This is a genomic window from Vibrio sp. 2134-1, from assembly GCF_033339495.1.
The window spans coordinates 1-15912 of record NZ_JAWOUS010000023.1; the positions used below are offsets into that span (position 1 = coordinate 1).

The following is a 15912-nucleotide window of genomic DNA, read 5'->3' on the forward strand; positions in this document are numbered from 1 at the left end:
GTAATGTTTGAATTGACTGTGCTGAATCCGAAGATTCAATGGTCACTTCGTTTCATTGAAACCTAATTTGATACCGAGGTATCGAATTGGATTATCATCAACGAGTGCCCACACAGATTGATAGGTCTATATTGTTAAAGAGCAACTCTTCTTTGTGATTGACATCACTTCGGAAGAGGCGGCCATTCTAGCGAGATAATTTATTGTGTCAAACACTTTCTTCAAATTATTTCGTTTTTCTTTTCAGCCTTATCAACTTTGCTTAACCCCTTGTGAGGCCTTGCCCTGTCGACGAGGAGGCATTATAGAGATCGCGCTCACATTGGCAAGTGTTATTTTTCAAAAATTGCAAAAATAATGGTTAAACGATGAGTTTTCGATCAAACCTTTATTTATTCAACTTTACCCCAAACTCTCACACAACTTATCCACAGAGTTGTTCTTTGAGGCGTGTTTTTTCAAGTACCATAAATAAAGAAAGCTGCTTTATTGCAGCTATCTTTATTAAACTTAACCTAAACTCTATTTAAAGAGCATTATGGCTATATGCCAGACCCATCTTGTTCAGAGCCATCATCTTCGTGTAGGCCACATTCTCGCTTTAAGCCAAAGAATCGAGTTTCTTCCTCTGACATTCCCGGCTCCCATTTACGAGTGGTATGTGTATCACCAACTGAAAGGTAACCTTCATCCCACAATGGGTGATATTTAAGGCCGTGTTGTTCTAAGTAGTAATGAACGTCTTTATTAGTCCAATCAATTACTGGTAGAAATTTAAACACACCGTTCTGAATTGATAGAATCGGTAAACCTGCACGAGATTTACTTTGCTCTCGACGCAATCCAGAGAACCACGTTCCAACATTAAGCTCTTTTAACGCTCGACGCATCGGCTCAACTTTATTGAGCTTGTTGTATTTTTCAATTCCCTCTACACCCTGCTCCCATAATTTTCCATATCGAGCTTCTTGCCAATTCGCACTTTCTTTGGCTCGATAAACTTTTAAATTTAGGTTGAGAGCATCTGTCAGCTCATCGATAAATCGGTACGTCTCAGCAAACAGGTAACCAGTATCGGTTAGAATGACGGGGATGTCCGCTTTGGCGCGAGTAACTAAATGAAGCATAACCGCGGCTTGAATACCAAAACTAGAAGAAACCGCGAACTCGCCTTCTAGATTATCTAAAGCCCACGCAACTCTCTCTTGTGCTGAAAGCTTTTCGAGCTCGACATTAATTTGAGCAAGACGGAGGATTTGCTCCGTCTTTGTTAATGTCAGTAACTCTGTGAGCTCAAGCTTGGATGCTACAGAATCAAGCATGAAAGTCCCTCTTTGATACGAGCACTTCTTGGATAATGCCAGCACGAATAGTGAAATCGCCAAAGGCTTCGCCTTCTTCACGCTCTTTCGACCATCTAGCCACCAGCAGATCAATCTCTTCTAAGATTTGCTTATCCGTGATGTTCTCTTTATACATTTTTGGTACTCGAGTACCGGCACGGTTACCACCTAGGTGCAAGTTGTAACGACCCGGCGCTTTGCCAACTAGACCAATTTCAGCCAACATTGCGCGACCACAACCATTTGGACACCCAGTTACACGCAAAATGATGTTGTCATTTTCTGGTAGGTTGTGCTTCTCCAGAATCCCCTCCACATCAGTAACAAACTGAGGAAGGAAACGCTCAGCTTCTGCCATCGCTAGCGGACAAGTTGGAAAAGCAACACAAGCCATTGAGTTCTTACGCTGTTCACTTACGCCGTCGTCCATTAAGCCATGTTCACGAGCGATCTTTTCAATCTTCGCTTTTTCGTTTTTAGGTACACTCGCAACAATTAGGTTTTGGTTTGCTGTCATGCGGAAATCTCCTTTGTGGATTTTGGCAATTTCAGCAACACCCGTCTTAAGTGGTTTACCTGGAAAGTCTAATAAGCGACCGTTTTCGATGAAAAGCGCTAAATGATATTTACCATCAATTCCCTCTACCCAGCCAATACGGTCACCACGTTCTGTGAATTCATATGGACGGCTTTGCTCAAACTTAACACCAGCACGTTTCTCGACTTCCGCTTTAAAGACATCGCTACCTACACGATCCAATGTGTATTTGGTTTTTGCGTTCTTACGGTTTGAACGGTTACCCCAGTCGCGCTGAGTTGTTACTACAGCTGCGGCAACATCAAGTGTCTTGTCCAGCGGAATAAAGCCAAAGTCGTCAGCGCGGCGCGGATAAGTTGATGTATCGCCATGCGTCATCGCTAAGCCGCCGCCGACCAGGACGTTAAAACCAACCAGCTTGCCGTTATCTGCAATCGCTACGAAGTTGAGATCGTTAGCGTGTACATCTACGTCATTTTGCGGTGGGATAACCACTGTGGTTTTAAACTTACGTGGTAAGTAGTTCTTGCCTAGAATCGGTTCGTCTTCTTCCGTGCTTTCTACTTTTTCACCGTCTAGCCAAATCTCTGCATAAGCGCGTGTTTTCGGAAGCAGGTGTTCACTGATTCTCTTCGCCCATTCGTAAGCTTCTTGGTGTAACTCTGACTCCACTGGATTAGTGGTACACAACACGTTACGGTTTACATCACCCGCGGTTGCAATCGAATCAATGCCAATACTGTTGAGCGTTTGATGCATCAACTTAATATTCGGTTTTAATACCCCATGAAACTGGAACGTTTGGCGAGTCGTCAGACGAATACTTCCATATAAAGAGTGCTCCGTTGCGAACTTGTCGATCGCTAACCATTGCGTTGGCGTGATGATGCCTCCAGGCATACGAGCACGAAGCATCACATTATGTAATGGTTCCAGTTTTTGCTTTGTGCGTTCATTACGGATATCACGATCGTCTTGTTGATACATACCGTGGAAACGAATTAACTGGAAGTTGTCGGCAGTAAAGCCACCAGTAATACGGTCCTGTAAATCTTGCTCAATGGTGCCACGTAATAAGTTGCTTTCTCGCTTCAGGCGCTCGTTATCAGATAGCGGCCCTAACTCTTCACCTAATACAACCTGCTTATTATTGTCCGTAGAAAAAGTCATTAGTACACATCCCTCTGATAACGTTTCGCTTTACGTAGGTCATTAATAAATTGTTCTGCATCGTCACGCGGCATCTTGCCTTCTTGTTCAGCAACGATAACCAATGCGTCGTGCACATCTTTTGCCATACGCGTTGCATCACCGCAGACATAGATATAAGCGCCTTCTTGGATCCACTGCCACACTTGAGCTGCGTTTTCTAAGATGCGATGTTGTACGTAAACCTTTTCTACTTGGTCACGACTAAAGGCAACATCCAATCGGCTTAGTACTCCTGACTTGAGATACTTTTGCCATTCCACTTGGTATAAGAAGTCTTGAGTGAACGTGCGATCACCAAAGAACAACCAGTTTTTGCCTTCAGCATCACGGTTTTCACGTTCCTGAATAAAGCTTCGGAATGGTGCGATCCCTGTGCCAGGACCAACCATGATAATTGGAGTGCTATCATCTTCCGGCAGTTTAAAGTTGTTGTTATGCTCAACAAATACTTTAACTTCATCTCCCTCTTCGAGACGCTGTGCTAAGAAACTAGACGCTCCACCATATCGTTTTTCGTCGTTTTGTTCGTACTCAACCAAAGCAACCGTTAGGTGTACTTCTTCATCGACCTCTTCTTGGCTTGATGCAATAGAGTAAAGGCGTGGAGTAAGACGACGAAGCAAACCAATCAATTCATCTGCGGTTAACTTGGTTTTCTTTTCTGCCAGTACATCAACGATTTGAGTATTTGCAGAGTACTCGCGAAGCTTATCTTTATCTTCAACTAACTTTTGTAGTTTCTTGCTACCGGATAACTCGGCAAACTTTGTGATGAGCTGTGGGTTAGATGTTGTGATTTCATATTTACTCACAAGAGCACTGTGGATTGACAAGCTTTCACCATCAACGTCAACAGTCTCAACCCCAGACAAACCGACCTTACCAAGAATGGCATTTGCAAGTTCCGAGCTATTTTCAAACCACACACCTAGTGCATCACCAGGCTGATACGTTAAGCCCGAGCCTTCTAAGTCGATTTCTATATGACGAACGTCTTTTCCAGAGTCACGGCCCGTGATTTTTTGACTGGTCAGTAACGTCGCAGTGTACGGATTTTGTTTATTGTAAGGAGAGTGCGCAGTCGCAGCTTGACCCACAGGAAGTTGAACCACATCCGCTTCAGAGCCAGAAGAAAGTGTATCTTTTACCTTGTCTAACGCATTCTTACGCCATTCAGTTGCGGGGGCTTCATAATCCACATCGCAATCAAGACGCTCGATAAATGGAGTCGCGCCTAGCTTTGATAGGTAAGTGTCGAAGTCTTTACCGGTCTGACAGAAGAACTCGTAGCTAGAATCTCCCAATGCAATAACACCATATTGCAGGTTTGGCAGCTTAGGAGCCTTCTTCGATTGCAAAAACTCATGTAGCTCAATGGCATTGTCTGGCGCTTCGCCTTCGCCGTTAGTCGATGCCACAATAATGACATGCGTTTCTTTGGCTAAGTTTTTACCTTTGTAATCGCTTGCATCAAAAAGTTCGACTGCAATTCCTTCTGCTTTTGCTTCCTGTTCCAGAGCTTCAGCAACACCTTTAGCATTGCCCGTTTGGGAAGCAAAAATAATACTCAACTTACCTGCTGGCTTCGCTGATACGGCTGCCGTTGCTTGTGCAATTGGCGTTACCGCTGTGTTTGGTTGATTTTGAGCTAATCCCCAAAAATACCCACTGACCCAAGCAAGTTGCTGTGAAGACAACTCAGAGACAGTTTGTTGGAGTGAGCTAATTTGTTGGTCATTCAGAGGGCTTGCGATTGGAGGATTTCCTCCTTGCCCATTATTATCTTCAGACACATTCTTGTGAGAATACTCATTCTTTTGAAAAGACATTATCACGACATCCCTATTCATTGCGTGACGATAGAGTACCCACTCTCCTTAATAACAAGAAAGAATAGAAGTGAATGTTTTATAACTTTTTGGAAGTAAGAACGGCTTACTTTTTGCTCATCGATCTTCAATGCGGACTTGTTGAAAGCCTACTGCCATTGCCGATTTTGACGCAGTATCCAAATCTTCATAAAGACATTCTTCGCCGTGACTGTCCGTTAGAAAAACAAAACCACCGCGCGCATGTCTGAACTCTACAACCCAACCACCCTCTTGGATTGCAGGCTCAATAATCGCTTCGATAAGCTGATTTTCACGGAATAGATGTCTTAGTTCATTTATTGTCATCGCTATCCCTGCTTTAACTTTCACATTGCTCCTAGGTAAGCATGGTCTAAGTCAGCCAAATAGGGAGAAATTTCGATTGGATATAATGAAGTGATATAAAAAAACGCCGCTTATAAAGCGACGTTTTAAGTAAATCGAATATCTAGTATGGCTGAGTTTAGAACGCGTATTCCGCACTCACAAAGAAGCCGTTAGCAAAAATAAACTCTTTCCCTAGATCCGACATGAATTTATCGGACTCTAAATCAATCACACGGTAACCTCCACGAAAAGCCAGTCGAGCTTTTTCGAGCGGTACATTGTATTGAACACCTGCCATGAAATCGGTGCTTTTGATACCTTTGTTGTCACCAAAGTTTATCTCACCAATCACATCAAAGTTTGTATCCGGAACTTGAATTTCTGCGTAACCATACCAAGCCCAAATCAGCTCATCAAATTCTTCTACACGCCTGCTTGAGCCAGCATCAATGTATTTAGTGTCACTTAAATTACTGAACGTGAGACCCGCATCAAAGTGCAATAAATCATGCTCTAGAACGTGGTAATACAAGGTTAAATCGAGCTTATCGAACCCCATGTAATCCCCATCAACACTTGAGTAACGAAGGCGCGCATTAGGGACGTATTTTACATCATGTTCAATCGCCGCGTAAAAAGTGCCTGCGGTACTGCTATCTCGTCTCACTTCATTAACTTTAGTGTCGGCAGCCCATACCTCTGCACCGACTTTTGTCGATACAGAGTACTCTGCAAAAACAGGAAAAGATACTGCCAACGATAATGCCGTTAAAGCGATGTTCGCTTTATTTGTCATGTAGTATTTACTCCGAGATAGCTGATATTCACGTAGAGGACGTGAGAGGAAATATACCATATTCTCACGCCTCTCCATCAACTAAATGATGTTACTCATTATTTATAGCGGGGCTGAGCAACGTAATTCTTGAAGAACCAAATACCCAATGCAATCACGATTAACCATGGTAATAGTTTGAGTACCGCTCCAACCATTCCCAGTAAAAACATCACAACTAACGCAATACCAGTTGCTGCGAATACGGTCATCATTGTGATACCCGTAACCAACAAGGTCGCCGCAAAGACTAAAATAAAGATTAGCTCCAACATAATCACTTCTCCATTTGTTTTCAATAAACAGAGCAGTTTCCATACCAACTTACAGAAATGAATTTAAGACTATGATTTTTAATAAAAAAACAAAGCCAGAGGCATTTCTGCACTCTGGCTTTATCATTCTTTAGTTGGTAATTTTAGCCATTCACTGGCGAATTTTACACATTCAATTCTTTTGGAATCTTAGCTAGCGCGTCTTGCAATACTTCTAGACCAGAACCTGGTTTGTGCGCATTTTCACTGATATGACGACGCCATTGACGAGCACCGGGCATGCTTTGGAACAAACCTAACATGTGGCGGGTAATATGACCAAGGTACGCACCTTTCGCTAATTGCGCTTCAATGTATGGATACATCTCTTCAACAATTTCGCTGCGTTTCTTCACTGGAGCATTAGAGCCAAACAACTCTTGGTCTACCGATGCCAGTAAATATGGGCTTTGGTATGCTTCACGACCAATCATCACACCGTCAAGATGCTGAAGATGTGCTTTTGCTTCTTCTAATGATTTCACGCCACCGTTAATCGCAATCGTTAGGTGTGAGAAGTCTTGCTTCAATTGGTAAGCGCGTGGGTAATCCAATGGTGGGATCTCACGGTTTTCTTTTGGGCTTAGACCACTTAACCATGCTTTACGTGCGTGGATAGTGAACTGCTCACAGCCACCCTTTTCTGAAACAATAGAAACGAAATCCGTTAGGAATTCGTAAGAGTCTTGATCATCAATACCAATGCGAGTCTTGACTGTTACAGGGATATCGACCACGTCTTTCATTGCTGCGACACAATCCGCAACTAACTGCGGTTCAGCCATTAAGCAAGCACCAAATCGACCGTTTTGTACGCGGTCAGATGGACATCCCACATTTAGGTTAATCTCATCGTAGCCACGCTCTTGCGCTAGCTTGGCACACGTAGCCGAATCTGCTGGGTTTGAACCACCAAGTTGAAGGGCTAACGGATGCTCTTCTTCGTTATAAGCCAGGAAATCTCCTTTTCCATGAATGATCGCACCTGTCGTCACCATTTCAGTGTACAGCAGGGTCTCTTTGGTCATTAAGCGATGGAAGTAGCGACAATGACGATCAGTCCAATCCAACATTGGTGCTACGGAGAGCCTGCAAGAATGAGTCATAATATAAACACCCGTTTTTATGTTGCCAAGGTCGAGCGCAGCAGTACGCTCAAAAAATAAGTCGGGTATTGTATACCCAAGCACCTCTGGGTGCTAGTTTCAGCGAGAATGATTTGGTTGGCTGGCTAGCCAAGTGCTTAGGAATACGCAGAAGTAATACGAATCTGTCATTCGTTGATTCATTCTGTGATGATTATTCCGCCTTCACACCACCACCGACTTGCTTTAATTCATGATTTTCGTTCTGATAGTGGGTAAAATGAAGCATTTCTAAACGAACTTCGTATAGAAATGATTTATCATAGAGCACGTCCGATAGTTATGGTGAAAGGTTTGAACCCAACAATCATTGAACAAATTGAAAGTATCTGCGCAGAGCGTGGAGTACGACTGACTCCGCAACGCCGACGCGTATTTGAACTCATTTGTTCTAATCGCCGCGCCTCAAGTGCGTATGAGCTATTGGAGCAACTAAAAGAGAGTGAGCCTCAGGCTAAGCCGCCCACTGTTTATCGAGCATTAGATTTTCTCCTAGAGCAAGGCTTCATCCACCGAGTGGAATCGACAAATAGCTTTATTACTTGTTGTTCTTTCAATACTCAGCAGCACTTTTTCCAATTACTAATTTGCGATAAATGTGGTGATGTCGTTGAACTCGAAGATGAGACGCTGATATCCTTGTTAGCCGAAAACGCCGAGAAGCATGGATTCAAACTGACCAACCAAGTTATTGAAACTCATGGTGAATGCCAGGCCTGTTCCTCCGAGACGAAAGAAAAAGTATAGAAGAACGTTATGCGCGCTGAATTTGTAAACCCGTTTTTAGCTTCTTTAATGAACGTGCTAAAAACTATGGCTTCTCTTGAGCTGAAGCCACAAAAACCGCGAATCAAAAAAGATGAGATCGCACGAGGTGACGTTTCTGGTCTGATTGGTATGGTAGGCCCACAAACTCGTGGTTCAATGTCGATCACCTTTGATGAAGCACTCGCCCTAGAAATCATGCAGAACATGCTTGGTGAACGTCCAAATGGGCTCAATGAAGAAGTGACCGATATGGTGGGTGAGATCACCAACATGGTTACTGGTGGTGCGAAACGCATTCTGGCGGAAAGTGGTTTTGACTTTGATATGGCAACACCGGTTGTGGTTTCGGGCCGAGGTCATACGATTCGCCACAAGTGTGAAGGCTCAATTATTATCATGCCTTTCTCTTCCCAATGGGGAAATGCCTTTATCGAAATTTGCTTCGAATAAAAGAGAAAAAATAGGTTGGCACTGGCCAACCTATTTTGTTTTTGCCTCAGGCAATAAAAAGGTCAGCATTTGCTGACCTTTTCTTTATCTATTCAAACATTAAGCTTTGAACGCTTTAAATGCGTTGATTAGACCGTTTGTTGAGCTGTCATGCGAGCTGATTTGAGACTCGTCTGCAAGCTCAGGTAGGATTTGGTTAGCCAGTTGTTTACCTAGCTCCACGCCCCACTGGTCAAAGCTGAAGATATTCCAGATAACACCTTGTACGAAAATTTTGTGTTCGTACATTGCGATCAAGTTACCTAGCGTACGAGGCGTGATTTGTTTCACTAGAATAGAGTTTGTTGGACGGTTACCTTCAAACACTTTGAATGGCGCAATCGCTGCCACTTCTTCAGCATTCTTACCTACTTTCACCAACTCTTCTTTCACGGTTTCTTCATTTTTACCAAACGCTAGAGCTTCAGTTTGCGCGAAGAAGTTAGACATCAGTTTTTGGTGATGATCGCTAGCTGGGTTGTGGCTAATTGCAGGTGCAATGAAGTCACATGGGATAAGCTTAGTACCTTGGTGAATTAGCTGGTAGAACGCGTGCTGACCGTTGGTACCTGGTTCACCCCAAATGATTGGGCCAGTTTGGTAAGTTACAGCATTGCCGTCACGGTCAACGTATTTACCGTTTGATTCCATGTTGCCTTGCTGGAAATATGCTGCAAAACGGTGCATGTATTGATCGTAAGGTAGGATAGCTTCTGACTCCGCACCGTGGAAGTTGTTGTACCAAATACCAATCAAAGCAAGAATCACTGGAATATTGCTTTCTAGATCTGTTGATACGAAGTGCTTGTCCATCTCGTGAGCACCATCAAGCAACTCAACAAAGTTGTCGAAACCTACTGCTAGTGCAATTGATAGACCGATCGCAGACCATAGTGAGTAACGGCCACCAACCCAGTCCCAGAATTCAAACATGTTCGCTGTATCGATACCAAATTCAGACACGGCTGTCGCGTTTGTTGAAAGCGCAGCAAAGTGTTTAGCCACATGAGCCTGATCACCCGCAGATTCTAGGAACCAATCACGAGCAGTGTGCGCGTTAGTCATGGTTTCTTGCGTTGTAAACGTCTTAGACGCGATCAAGAATAACGTCGTTTCTGGGTTAACTTTCTTCAACGTTTCAACGATGTGTGTACCATCAACGTTAGATACGAAGTGAAGGTTTAGATGATTTTTGTATGGCGCTAGAGCTTCCGTCACCATGTAAGGGCCAAGGTCAGAACCGCCGATACCGATGTTCACAATATCAGTAATTGCTTTGCCTGTGTAACCTTTCCATTCACCGCCGATAACGCGCTCAGTGAATGATTTCATTTTTTCTAGAACCGCGTTCACTGCTGGCATTACGTCTTCGCCATCTACCATAACTGGAGTATTAGCGCGGTTACGTAGTGCAGTGTGAAGAACAGCGCGACCTTCTGTTTGGTTGATCGCTTCACCACTGAACATCGCTTCAATTGCAGATTTCAGCTCGGTCTCTTTCGCAAGAGCAAACAGGTGCTTCAGAGTTTCCTCATTGATGAGGTTCTTTGAGTAATCGACTAGGATGTCTGAGCCGAAACGTGCAGAGTATTTGTCGAAACGCGCTGCGTCTTGAGCAAACAGCTCTTTAAGATCCATATCTTGTGCAGATTCGAAATGCGCCGTTAGCGCTTTCCAAGCTTGTGTTTGCGTTGGATTGATATTTTTCAACATGGTCTTTATCCCGATGTTACAGTAGGTTCCATTCCTTACAGTCTAGCGAAAACTGTGGAATCCCCGATTTAGCAAATAGAATATAAATTAGATGTTTGGGCAAATTGCCACAAAACAAGTCTTTGTAATTTTTTTTCAGGCGCCAATTATGACCGAGAGCTTTTACACTCACATTGAGTTAGGTCACGTTCCCTGCCCTGAAATTGAACAATTCATTTACGATGACAAGAATCATATCATTTACTAATGACAGGCTCTAATTGGAATAGGATAGACGCCAATTTATAAATTTCCAAAGGAACACGTATGTGGGCACAAAAAACACTGCAATTAAAAGCGAGAAGCCGCGGTTTTCACCTGATAACTGATGAAATTGAACAACAATTACCACAAATAAACGAACTTTCAGTAGGTTTATTACACTTATTTATTCAGCACACCTCCGCCAGTTTGACCTTAAATGAGAATGCTGATCCAACCGTGCGTATGGACATGGAAGCGCACTTCAATAAGTTTGTGCCAGAGCGTGCTCCTTATTATCAGCACACCTATGAAGGTGACGACGACATGCCGGCACATATTAAAGCATCACTGCTTGGCAGTAGTGTGACGGTACCAATCCAAAATGGTCGATTAGCTTTAGGAACATGGCAAGGTATTTACTTGGGTGAGCATCGAGACTTTGGTGGCGGCCGCCGCGTTATTGCTACGATTAACGGTGAGTAGATAAAACAAAGGCTAACCTTGGGTTAGCCTTTCGTTGTTTATTTGGAGTATTCCATCTCGACGCGAGGCGTTAGCTTAGTCACGAGTTCATACGCAATCGTACCAATGTGACCCGCCACTTCTTCTACTGGGAGCTCTTTCCCCCAAAGAATCGCTTCGTCGCTGACTTTATCCGTTGCGTCTGGTCCCAAATCGACCGTCAGCATATCCATGGAAACTCGACCTGCAATAGGTACTTTACGGCCATTAACCCACACCGGCGTACCGTTTGGAGCACTTCTTGGGTAACCGTCGCCATACCCTACAGCGATGACCCCAACTTTTGTATCTCGCTCACTGGTCCAAATACCACCATAGCCAACACTTTCGCCCTTCTTCACTTCACGTACCGCAATAAGGTGGGATTTAAGTGTCATGACAGGCTGATACCCAAGATCTTGCGCCGTTTTGTCATCGAATGGCGACACACCATACATGATAATACCCGGACGAACCCAATCTAAATGGCTTTGAGGCCATGCCAATAACCCCGCAGATGCCGCCAGTGAACGTTCCCCTTGGCAACCAGAAGTCAACGATTTAAACAGCTCAATCTGTTGTGGGGTAATATCGCTATCCAGCTCATCTGCACAGCCAAAGTGGCTCATGTAACGCAACGGTTTCGCTACATTTGGACACTCCTTCAGCCGCGTTACAAAGTCGTCATATTGTTCAGGACGAACCCCAAGGCGGTGCATGCCACTGTCAATCTTCAGCCACACGACAACCGGAGTTTCAAGGTCTGCTTCCTCCAAGGCGATAAGCTGCTCTTCACAGTGCACCACGGTTTGGATGTTGTTCGTCACAAGAACAGGTAAATCACCAGGAGAGTAAAAACCTTCTAGCAATAGAATCGGCTTTACTACTCCACAAGCGCGCAGTTGCAATGCTTCTTCAATGCGAGCCACGCCAAACGCATCCGTATGGTTAGCATGTTTTGCGACATGACGTAATCCGTGACCATAACCATTGGCCTTGACGACAGCCATCACTTTACTTTGTGGCGCTTGAGCTTTTACGCGCTGTAAGTTGTGCTGCAACGCAGACAAATCAATGCACGCCTTGGCCGCTTTCATATAGCTCATGGAATTACTCATCATCAATATCGAATGCAGGACCCGCGTAGTTGTCGAAACGCGAATGTTGACCTTGGAAAGTGAGGCGAACAGAGCCGATAGGACCGTTACGCTGTTTACCAATAATGATTTCGGCCGTACCTTTGTACGGACTATCTGGGTGATAAACCTCATCACGGTAGATGAACATGATCAAGTCGGCATCCTGCTCGATGGAACCGGATTCACGCAAGTCCGAGTTTACTGGTCGTTTATCCGCACGTTGCTCTAGGGAACGGTTTAGCTGCGACAGTGCCACAACAGGCACATTTAGCTCTTTTGCCAGCGCCTTAAGAGAGCGAGAGATCTCAGCAATCTCAAGAGTACGGTTATCGGTTAACGAAGGCACGCGCATCAACTGAAGGTAGTCGACCATGATCATCGATAGACCGCCATGTTCACGAGCGATACGGCGAGCGCGCGAACGCACTTCGGTCGGAGTTAGACCAGAGCTATCATCAATGTACATATTCTTCTTCTGCATCAGGATACCCATAGTAGAAGAAATACGCGCCCAATCTTCGTCATCTAGCTGACCCGTACGGATCTTGGTTTGGTCAACACGAGACAAAGAGGCCAACATACGCATCATCAACTGTTCAGCTGGCATCTCTAACGAGAAAATAAGTACGGGCTTTTCTTGTTGCATGGCCGCATTTTCACACAAGTTCATCGCAAAGGTCGTTTTACCCATCGATGGACGCGCTGCGACAATCACCAAATCAGAGCCTTGCAAACCTGCGGTTTTCTTATTGAGGTCTGTGAAACCGGTATCGACCCCGGTAACACCATCTTGTGGCGTTTTATACAACAACTCGATACGTTCTAACGTCTTTTCAAGGATGTTGTCGACGTTTTGTGGTCCTTCGTTTTCACTAGTTCGAGACTCGGCGATAGCAAAAACTTTACTCTCCGCCATGTCTATTAAATCTTCAGAACTGCGACCTTGAGGGTCATAGCCCGCGTCCGCAATTTCATTCGCGACACCAATAAGGCCACGAACAATCGCGCGCTCAGCGACAATATCAGCATACGCATTGATGTTAGCTGCACTTGGCGTATTCTTCGCCAAGTCAGCGAGGTAAGCAAAACCGCCTACATCTTCTAACAACTCGTGACGCTCTAGATATTCCGATAAAGTAATAAGATCGAGAGGTTTACCCGCTTCAAGAATGGTTTTTACACCTTCAAAAATCAGGCGGTGTGGACGACTATAGAAATCACTGCTCACAACACGTTCGGCAACGGTGTCCCAACGTTCATTATCCAGTAAAAGACCACCAATTACTGATTGCTCGGCTTCTAGTGAGTGAGGTGGCACTTTGATTGCGTCGACCTGACTGTCTGAAGGTTTGCGATTTCTGTTTTCCGCCATGACTTTGCTCGATAACTACTATTGACCCACGATTATAACCTTAACCTAACTGAGATGCTTCCCCGAAGCGACAATTACTTGTTAAGAAATCATCATGTGAACCACCCGGGTAATAGCCTGGTTCTTCCGTCTAGCTCTAATAAAAATTAACCTACCATTGACCCAACCAAATATCTGTATCAGTATCATGCCCCTCCTTTTTGATTACGTTCGAGGTTGATGTGTCCCGATACTGGTTACTTAGCTTTAGCCTACTGTGCGCTAGTGCATCGTATGCTGACGAATCAGTACAGCCAGAGCAAAATATTGATGTACCCGACCCACTAAAAACCGAGGTGGAGTTCGGCTATCAAGCTCATACAGGTAACACGGACTCTCGTTCCCTGAATGCTCGTTTGAGTGCTGAATATACGTCAGGTCGACACCGTTCTAATGGTGAATGGAAGTACTACAACTTGTACAAAGACGGTGAAGAAGACAAACGCTCATCCACCTACTCCCTACAGAGTGACTACAAGTTAGGCCCTAAGACATATTTGTATGGCAGCTTTAAAGGGGTGGATTCTCGCTACAGTGCTTATTTTAAAGACTATACGTTGTCAGGTGGTTTGGGTTACCAGTTCTCCTACACTGAGAACTTCATTTTAGAGGTAGAAGTAGGCCCTGGTTTTCGCTATCAAGAGCCAAACTTAGACGAAATAGATGATGACGATATTGTCTTTCCCGATATCGTTAGAGAAGGCATTTTTCGAGGAAATATCAACACAACTTGGCATGCGTTGGATAATTTAAGTTTCGCAGCTGATATTACGTTGGTAACAGGTAGAAGTAACACACGTACTGATAGTGAACTCAGTGTAACCAATGATATTACTGAAGATATTGCACTGAAACTGGCGCACTCTCGTCAGTATCACGATAAAGTTCCTGAAGGCTTAAGCAAAGCGGACAGCGTATTTTCCGTTAATTTACTTTTCGCTTTTTAACCCTTTTTCTCTCAGTTTTAGAAATAAAAAAAGCACCTCCGAGGAGGTGCTTTTTAGTATTTCGTCTTGATACTGAATTACTCAGCAGCAACAACTTGTAGGTTCACAGTTGCGAAAACTTCAGAGTGAAGTTGAACGCTGATCTCGAACTCACCAGTTGTACGTAGAGCACCTTCAGGAAGGCGAACTTCGCTCTTAGCAACTTCAACGCCTGCAGCTGTGATAGCGTCAGCGATGTCACGAGTACCGATAGAACCGAATAGTTTGCCTTCGTCACCAGCTTTAGAAGCGATAACTACAGCTTCTAGAGCGTTAACTTTCTCTGCGCGAGCTTCTGCAGCAGCTAGTTGCTCAGCAACTTTAGCTTCTAGTTCAGCACGACGAGCTTCAAACATTTCAACGTTAGCTTTAGTTGCCATAACTGCTTTACCTTGTGGGATAAGGAAGTTACGAGCGTAGCCAGATTTAACGTTTGCAGTATCGCCAAGACCACCTAGGTTACCAATTTTATCAAGTAGAATAACTTGCATTGCTTAATCCTCTTTCTTAATAAAATGAACCGATTACTGATGCTTGTCAGTGTACGGTAGTAGAGCTAGGTAGCGTGAACGCTTGATAGCACGTGCTAGTTGACGCTGGTACTTAGCGCTTGTACCAGTGATACGGCTAGGTACGATTTTACCAGCTTCAGTGATGTAGTTTTTAAGAGTTGCTACGTCTTTGTAATCAATCTCTTGTACGCCTTCTGCAGTGAAACGGCAGAATTTACGACGACGGAAGAAACGAGCCATGGGCTATCTCCTGATCTTAAATTTGAGTAATGTTGTCGGCGTGTAACACTAATTTTCCCACGCCATTTCGGCCGGTTTGATAAGTGACAAAACCACTTACCTTAATGTTACTGCCTTGAACTAAATTCTGAGTTAGTGCTTGTGACCCAAGCCCGCTGACGACTACCGGCATACGACAATAAACTTGTCGAGGTAAGTCAGCTTCGATAATAGTAGAGCGATGCTCCAGCCAAAACCGACAGTGTTCAATACCACCAGGGCTTTTACTACGAATGGGCGGTTTGGCAATGGTGCCGCTCAGCTCCATTCGATTGGCCATAAGAAA

Annotated in this window: 17 protein-coding genes; 4 read left to right on the plus strand and 13 right to left on the minus strand. The window is 44.3% G+C overall.

What is annotated here, in order from left to right; genetic code table 11:
* Nucleotides 1-542: 542 nt before the first annotated feature.
* From R7R78_RS20265 to dusA, 7 genes are all read right to left on the minus strand, one after another.
* Nucleotides 543-1322 (minus strand): phosphoadenylyl-sulfate reductase, encoded by a 780-nt coding sequence (locus R7R78_RS20265; RefSeq protein WP_005382748.1) that lies wholly within the window; start codon nucleotides 1320-1322, stop codon nucleotides 543-545.
* On the minus strand, nucleotides 1315-3051 hold the full coding sequence (gene cysI / locus R7R78_RS20270; RefSeq protein ID WP_225474178.1) for an assimilatory sulfite reductase (NADPH) hemoprotein subunit: 1737 nt from the start codon (nucleotides 3049-3051) through the stop codon (nucleotides 1315-1317). Before cysI ends, R7R78_RS20265 begins: the two co-directional genes overlap by 8 nt.
* Nucleotides 3051-4922 (minus strand): assimilatory sulfite reductase (NADPH) flavoprotein subunit, encoded by a 1872-nt coding sequence (locus R7R78_RS20275; RefSeq protein ID WP_005381262.1) that lies wholly within the window; start codon nucleotides 4920-4922, stop codon nucleotides 3051-3053. Before R7R78_RS20275 ends, cysI begins: the two co-directional genes overlap by 1 nt.
* Nucleotides 4923-5039: 117 nt before the next feature.
* On the minus strand, nucleotides 5040-5270 hold the full coding sequence (locus R7R78_RS20280) for a hypothetical protein (protein WP_005381264.1): 231 nt from the start codon (nucleotides 5268-5270) through the stop codon (nucleotides 5040-5042).
* 157 nt (nucleotides 5271-5427) lie between these two features.
* A complete protein-coding gene (locus R7R78_RS20285; protein ID WP_213874986.1) occupies nucleotides 5428-6087 on the minus strand; it encodes a TIGR04219 family outer membrane beta-barrel protein in 660 nt (219 codons plus the stop codon).
* Nucleotides 6088-6185: 98 nt separating this feature from the next.
* Nucleotides 6186-6401: an envelope stress response protein PspG gene (gene pspG / locus R7R78_RS20290; RefSeq protein ID WP_005381266.1), complete on the minus strand. Its 216-nt coding sequence runs from the start codon at nucleotides 6399-6401 to the stop codon at nucleotides 6186-6188.
* A gap of 164 nt (nucleotides 6402-6565) precedes the next feature.
* Nucleotides 6566-7546, minus strand: a complete 981-nt coding sequence (gene dusA / locus R7R78_RS20295; RefSeq protein WP_225474179.1) for a tRNA dihydrouridine(20/20a) synthase DusA — start codon at nucleotides 7544-7546, stop codon at nucleotides 6566-6568.
* A 321-nt stretch (nucleotides 7547-7867) separates the two neighbouring features.
* Here dusA and zur point away from each other — a divergent pair, with 321 nt between their 5' ends.
* Nucleotides 7868-8332 (plus strand): zinc uptake transcriptional repressor Zur, encoded by a 465-nt coding sequence (gene zur / locus R7R78_RS20300; protein WP_005381268.1) that lies wholly within the window; start codon nucleotides 7868-7870, stop codon nucleotides 8330-8332.
* Between the two features lie 9 nt (nucleotides 8333-8341).
* A complete protein-coding gene (locus R7R78_RS20305) occupies nucleotides 8342-8803 on the plus strand; it encodes a chemotaxis protein CheX (protein WP_005381269.1) in 462 nt (153 codons plus the stop codon).
* A gap of 99 nt (nucleotides 8804-8902) precedes the next feature.
* On the opposite strand, the gene pgi is transcribed toward R7R78_RS20305, so the two are convergent.
* The gene (gene pgi, locus R7R78_RS20310) at nucleotides 8903-10555 is read right to left on the minus strand and encodes a glucose-6-phosphate isomerase (protein ID WP_005381270.1); all 1653 of its coding nucleotides are present in this window, start codon (nucleotides 10553-10555) and stop codon (nucleotides 8903-8905) included.
* A 306-nt stretch (nucleotides 10556-10861) separates the two neighbouring features.
* Here pgi and R7R78_RS20315 point away from each other — a divergent pair, with 306 nt between their 5' ends.
* Nucleotides 10862-11281 carry a secondary thiamine-phosphate synthase enzyme YjbQ gene (locus R7R78_RS20315; RefSeq protein ID WP_005381271.1) on the plus strand — a complete coding sequence of 140 codons (420 nt, stop codon included), beginning with the start codon at nucleotides 10862-10864 and terminating at the stop codon, nucleotides 11279-11281.
* A 38-nt stretch (nucleotides 11282-11319) separates the two neighbouring features.
* Here the strand turns inward: R7R78_RS20315 and alr are convergent, their stop codons facing one another.
* Nucleotides 11320-12396 carry an alanine racemase gene (gene alr / locus R7R78_RS20320; protein ID WP_225474185.1) on the minus strand — a complete coding sequence of 359 codons (1077 nt, stop codon included), beginning with the start codon at nucleotides 12394-12396 and terminating at the stop codon, nucleotides 11320-11322.
* 13 nt (nucleotides 12397-12409) lie between these two features.
* The gene (locus R7R78_RS20325; RefSeq protein WP_005382759.1) at nucleotides 12410-13810 is read right to left on the minus strand and encodes a replicative DNA helicase; all 1401 of its coding nucleotides are present in this window, start codon (nucleotides 13808-13810) and stop codon (nucleotides 12410-12412) included.
* A 221-nt stretch (nucleotides 13811-14031) separates the two neighbouring features.
* Here R7R78_RS20325 and R7R78_RS20330 point away from each other — a divergent pair, with 221 nt between their 5' ends.
* Nucleotides 14032-14796 (plus strand): DUF481 domain-containing protein, encoded by a 765-nt coding sequence (locus R7R78_RS20330; RefSeq protein WP_005381276.1) that lies wholly within the window; start codon nucleotides 14032-14034, stop codon nucleotides 14794-14796.
* Nucleotides 14797-14873: 77 nt separating this feature from the next.
* Here R7R78_RS20330 and rplI read toward each other — a convergent pair whose 3' ends face one another.
* The 3 genes from rplI to priB are packed head-to-tail and all read right to left on the minus strand — an operon-like array spanning nucleotide 14874 to nucleotide 15906.
* Complete coding sequence (gene rplI / locus R7R78_RS20335) at nucleotides 14874-15326, minus strand: 50S ribosomal protein L9 (RefSeq protein ID WP_005381278.1); 453 nt, start codon at nucleotides 15324-15326, stop codon at nucleotides 14874-14876.
* A 33-nt stretch (nucleotides 15327-15359) separates the two neighbouring features.
* Nucleotides 15360-15587, minus strand: a complete 228-nt coding sequence (gene rpsR / locus R7R78_RS20340; protein WP_000090472.1) for a 30S ribosomal protein S18 — start codon at nucleotides 15585-15587, stop codon at nucleotides 15360-15362.
* Between the two features lie 16 nt (nucleotides 15588-15603).
* Complete coding sequence (gene priB, locus R7R78_RS20345; protein ID WP_005381298.1) at nucleotides 15604-15906, minus strand: primosomal replication protein N; 303 nt, start codon at nucleotides 15904-15906, stop codon at nucleotides 15604-15606.
* Nucleotides 15907-15912: the final 6 nt, after the last annotated feature.

Excerpts from the sequence above, each read along its gene's own strand:
- R7R78_RS20265 (WP_005382748.1), bottom strand. The coding sequence starts at position 1,322 with ATGCTTGATTCTGTAGCATCCAAGCTTGAGCTCACAGAGTTACTGACA.
- cysI (WP_225474178.1), bottom strand. The coding sequence starts at position 3,051 with ATGACTTTTTCTACGGACAATAATAAGCAGGTTGTATTAGGTGAAGAG.
- R7R78_RS20275 (WP_005381262.1), bottom strand. The coding sequence starts at position 4,922 with ATGTCTTTTCAAAAGAATGAGTATTCTCACAAGAATGTGTCTGAAGAT.
- R7R78_RS20280 (WP_005381264.1), bottom strand. The coding sequence starts at position 5,270 with ATGACAATAAATGAACTAAGACATCTATTCCGTGAAAATCAGCTTATC.
- R7R78_RS20285 (WP_213874986.1), bottom strand. The coding sequence starts at position 6,087 with ATGACAAATAAAGCGAACATCGCTTTAACGGCATTATCGTTGGCAGTA.
- pspG (WP_005381266.1), bottom strand. The coding sequence starts at position 6,401 with ATGTTGGAGCTAATCTTTATTTTAGTCTTTGCGGCGACCTTGTTGGTT.
- dusA (WP_225474179.1), bottom strand. The coding sequence starts at position 7,546 with ATGACTCATTCTTGCAGGCTCTCCGTAGCACCAATGTTGGATTGGACT.
- zur (WP_005381268.1), top strand. The coding sequence starts at position 7,868 with ATGGTGAAAGGTTTGAACCCAACAATCATTGAACAAATTGAAAGTATC.
- R7R78_RS20305 (WP_005381269.1), top strand. The coding sequence starts at position 8,342 with ATGCGCGCTGAATTTGTAAACCCGTTTTTAGCTTCTTTAATGAACGTG.
- pgi (WP_005381270.1), bottom strand. The coding sequence starts at position 10,555 with ATGTTGAAAAATATCAATCCAACGCAAACACAAGCTTGGAAAGCGCTA.
- R7R78_RS20315 (WP_005381271.1), top strand. The coding sequence starts at position 10,862 with ATGTGGGCACAAAAAACACTGCAATTAAAAGCGAGAAGCCGCGGTTTT.
- alr (WP_225474185.1), bottom strand. The coding sequence starts at position 12,396 with ATGAAAGCGGCCAAGGCGTGCATTGATTTGTCTGCGTTGCAGCACAAC.
- R7R78_RS20325 (WP_005382759.1), bottom strand. The coding sequence starts at position 13,810 with ATGGCGGAAAACAGAAATCGCAAACCTTCAGACAGTCAGGTCGACGCA.
- rplI (WP_005381278.1), bottom strand. The coding sequence starts at position 15,326 with ATGCAAGTTATTCTACTTGATAAAATTGGTAACCTAGGTGGTCTTGGC.
- rpsR (WP_000090472.1), bottom strand. The coding sequence starts at position 15,587 with ATGGCTCGTTTCTTCCGTCGTCGTAAATTCTGCCGTTTCACTGCAGAA.
- priB (WP_005381298.1), bottom strand. The coding sequence starts at position 15,906 with ATGGCCAATCGAATGGAGCTGAGCGGCACCATTGCCAAACCGCCCATT.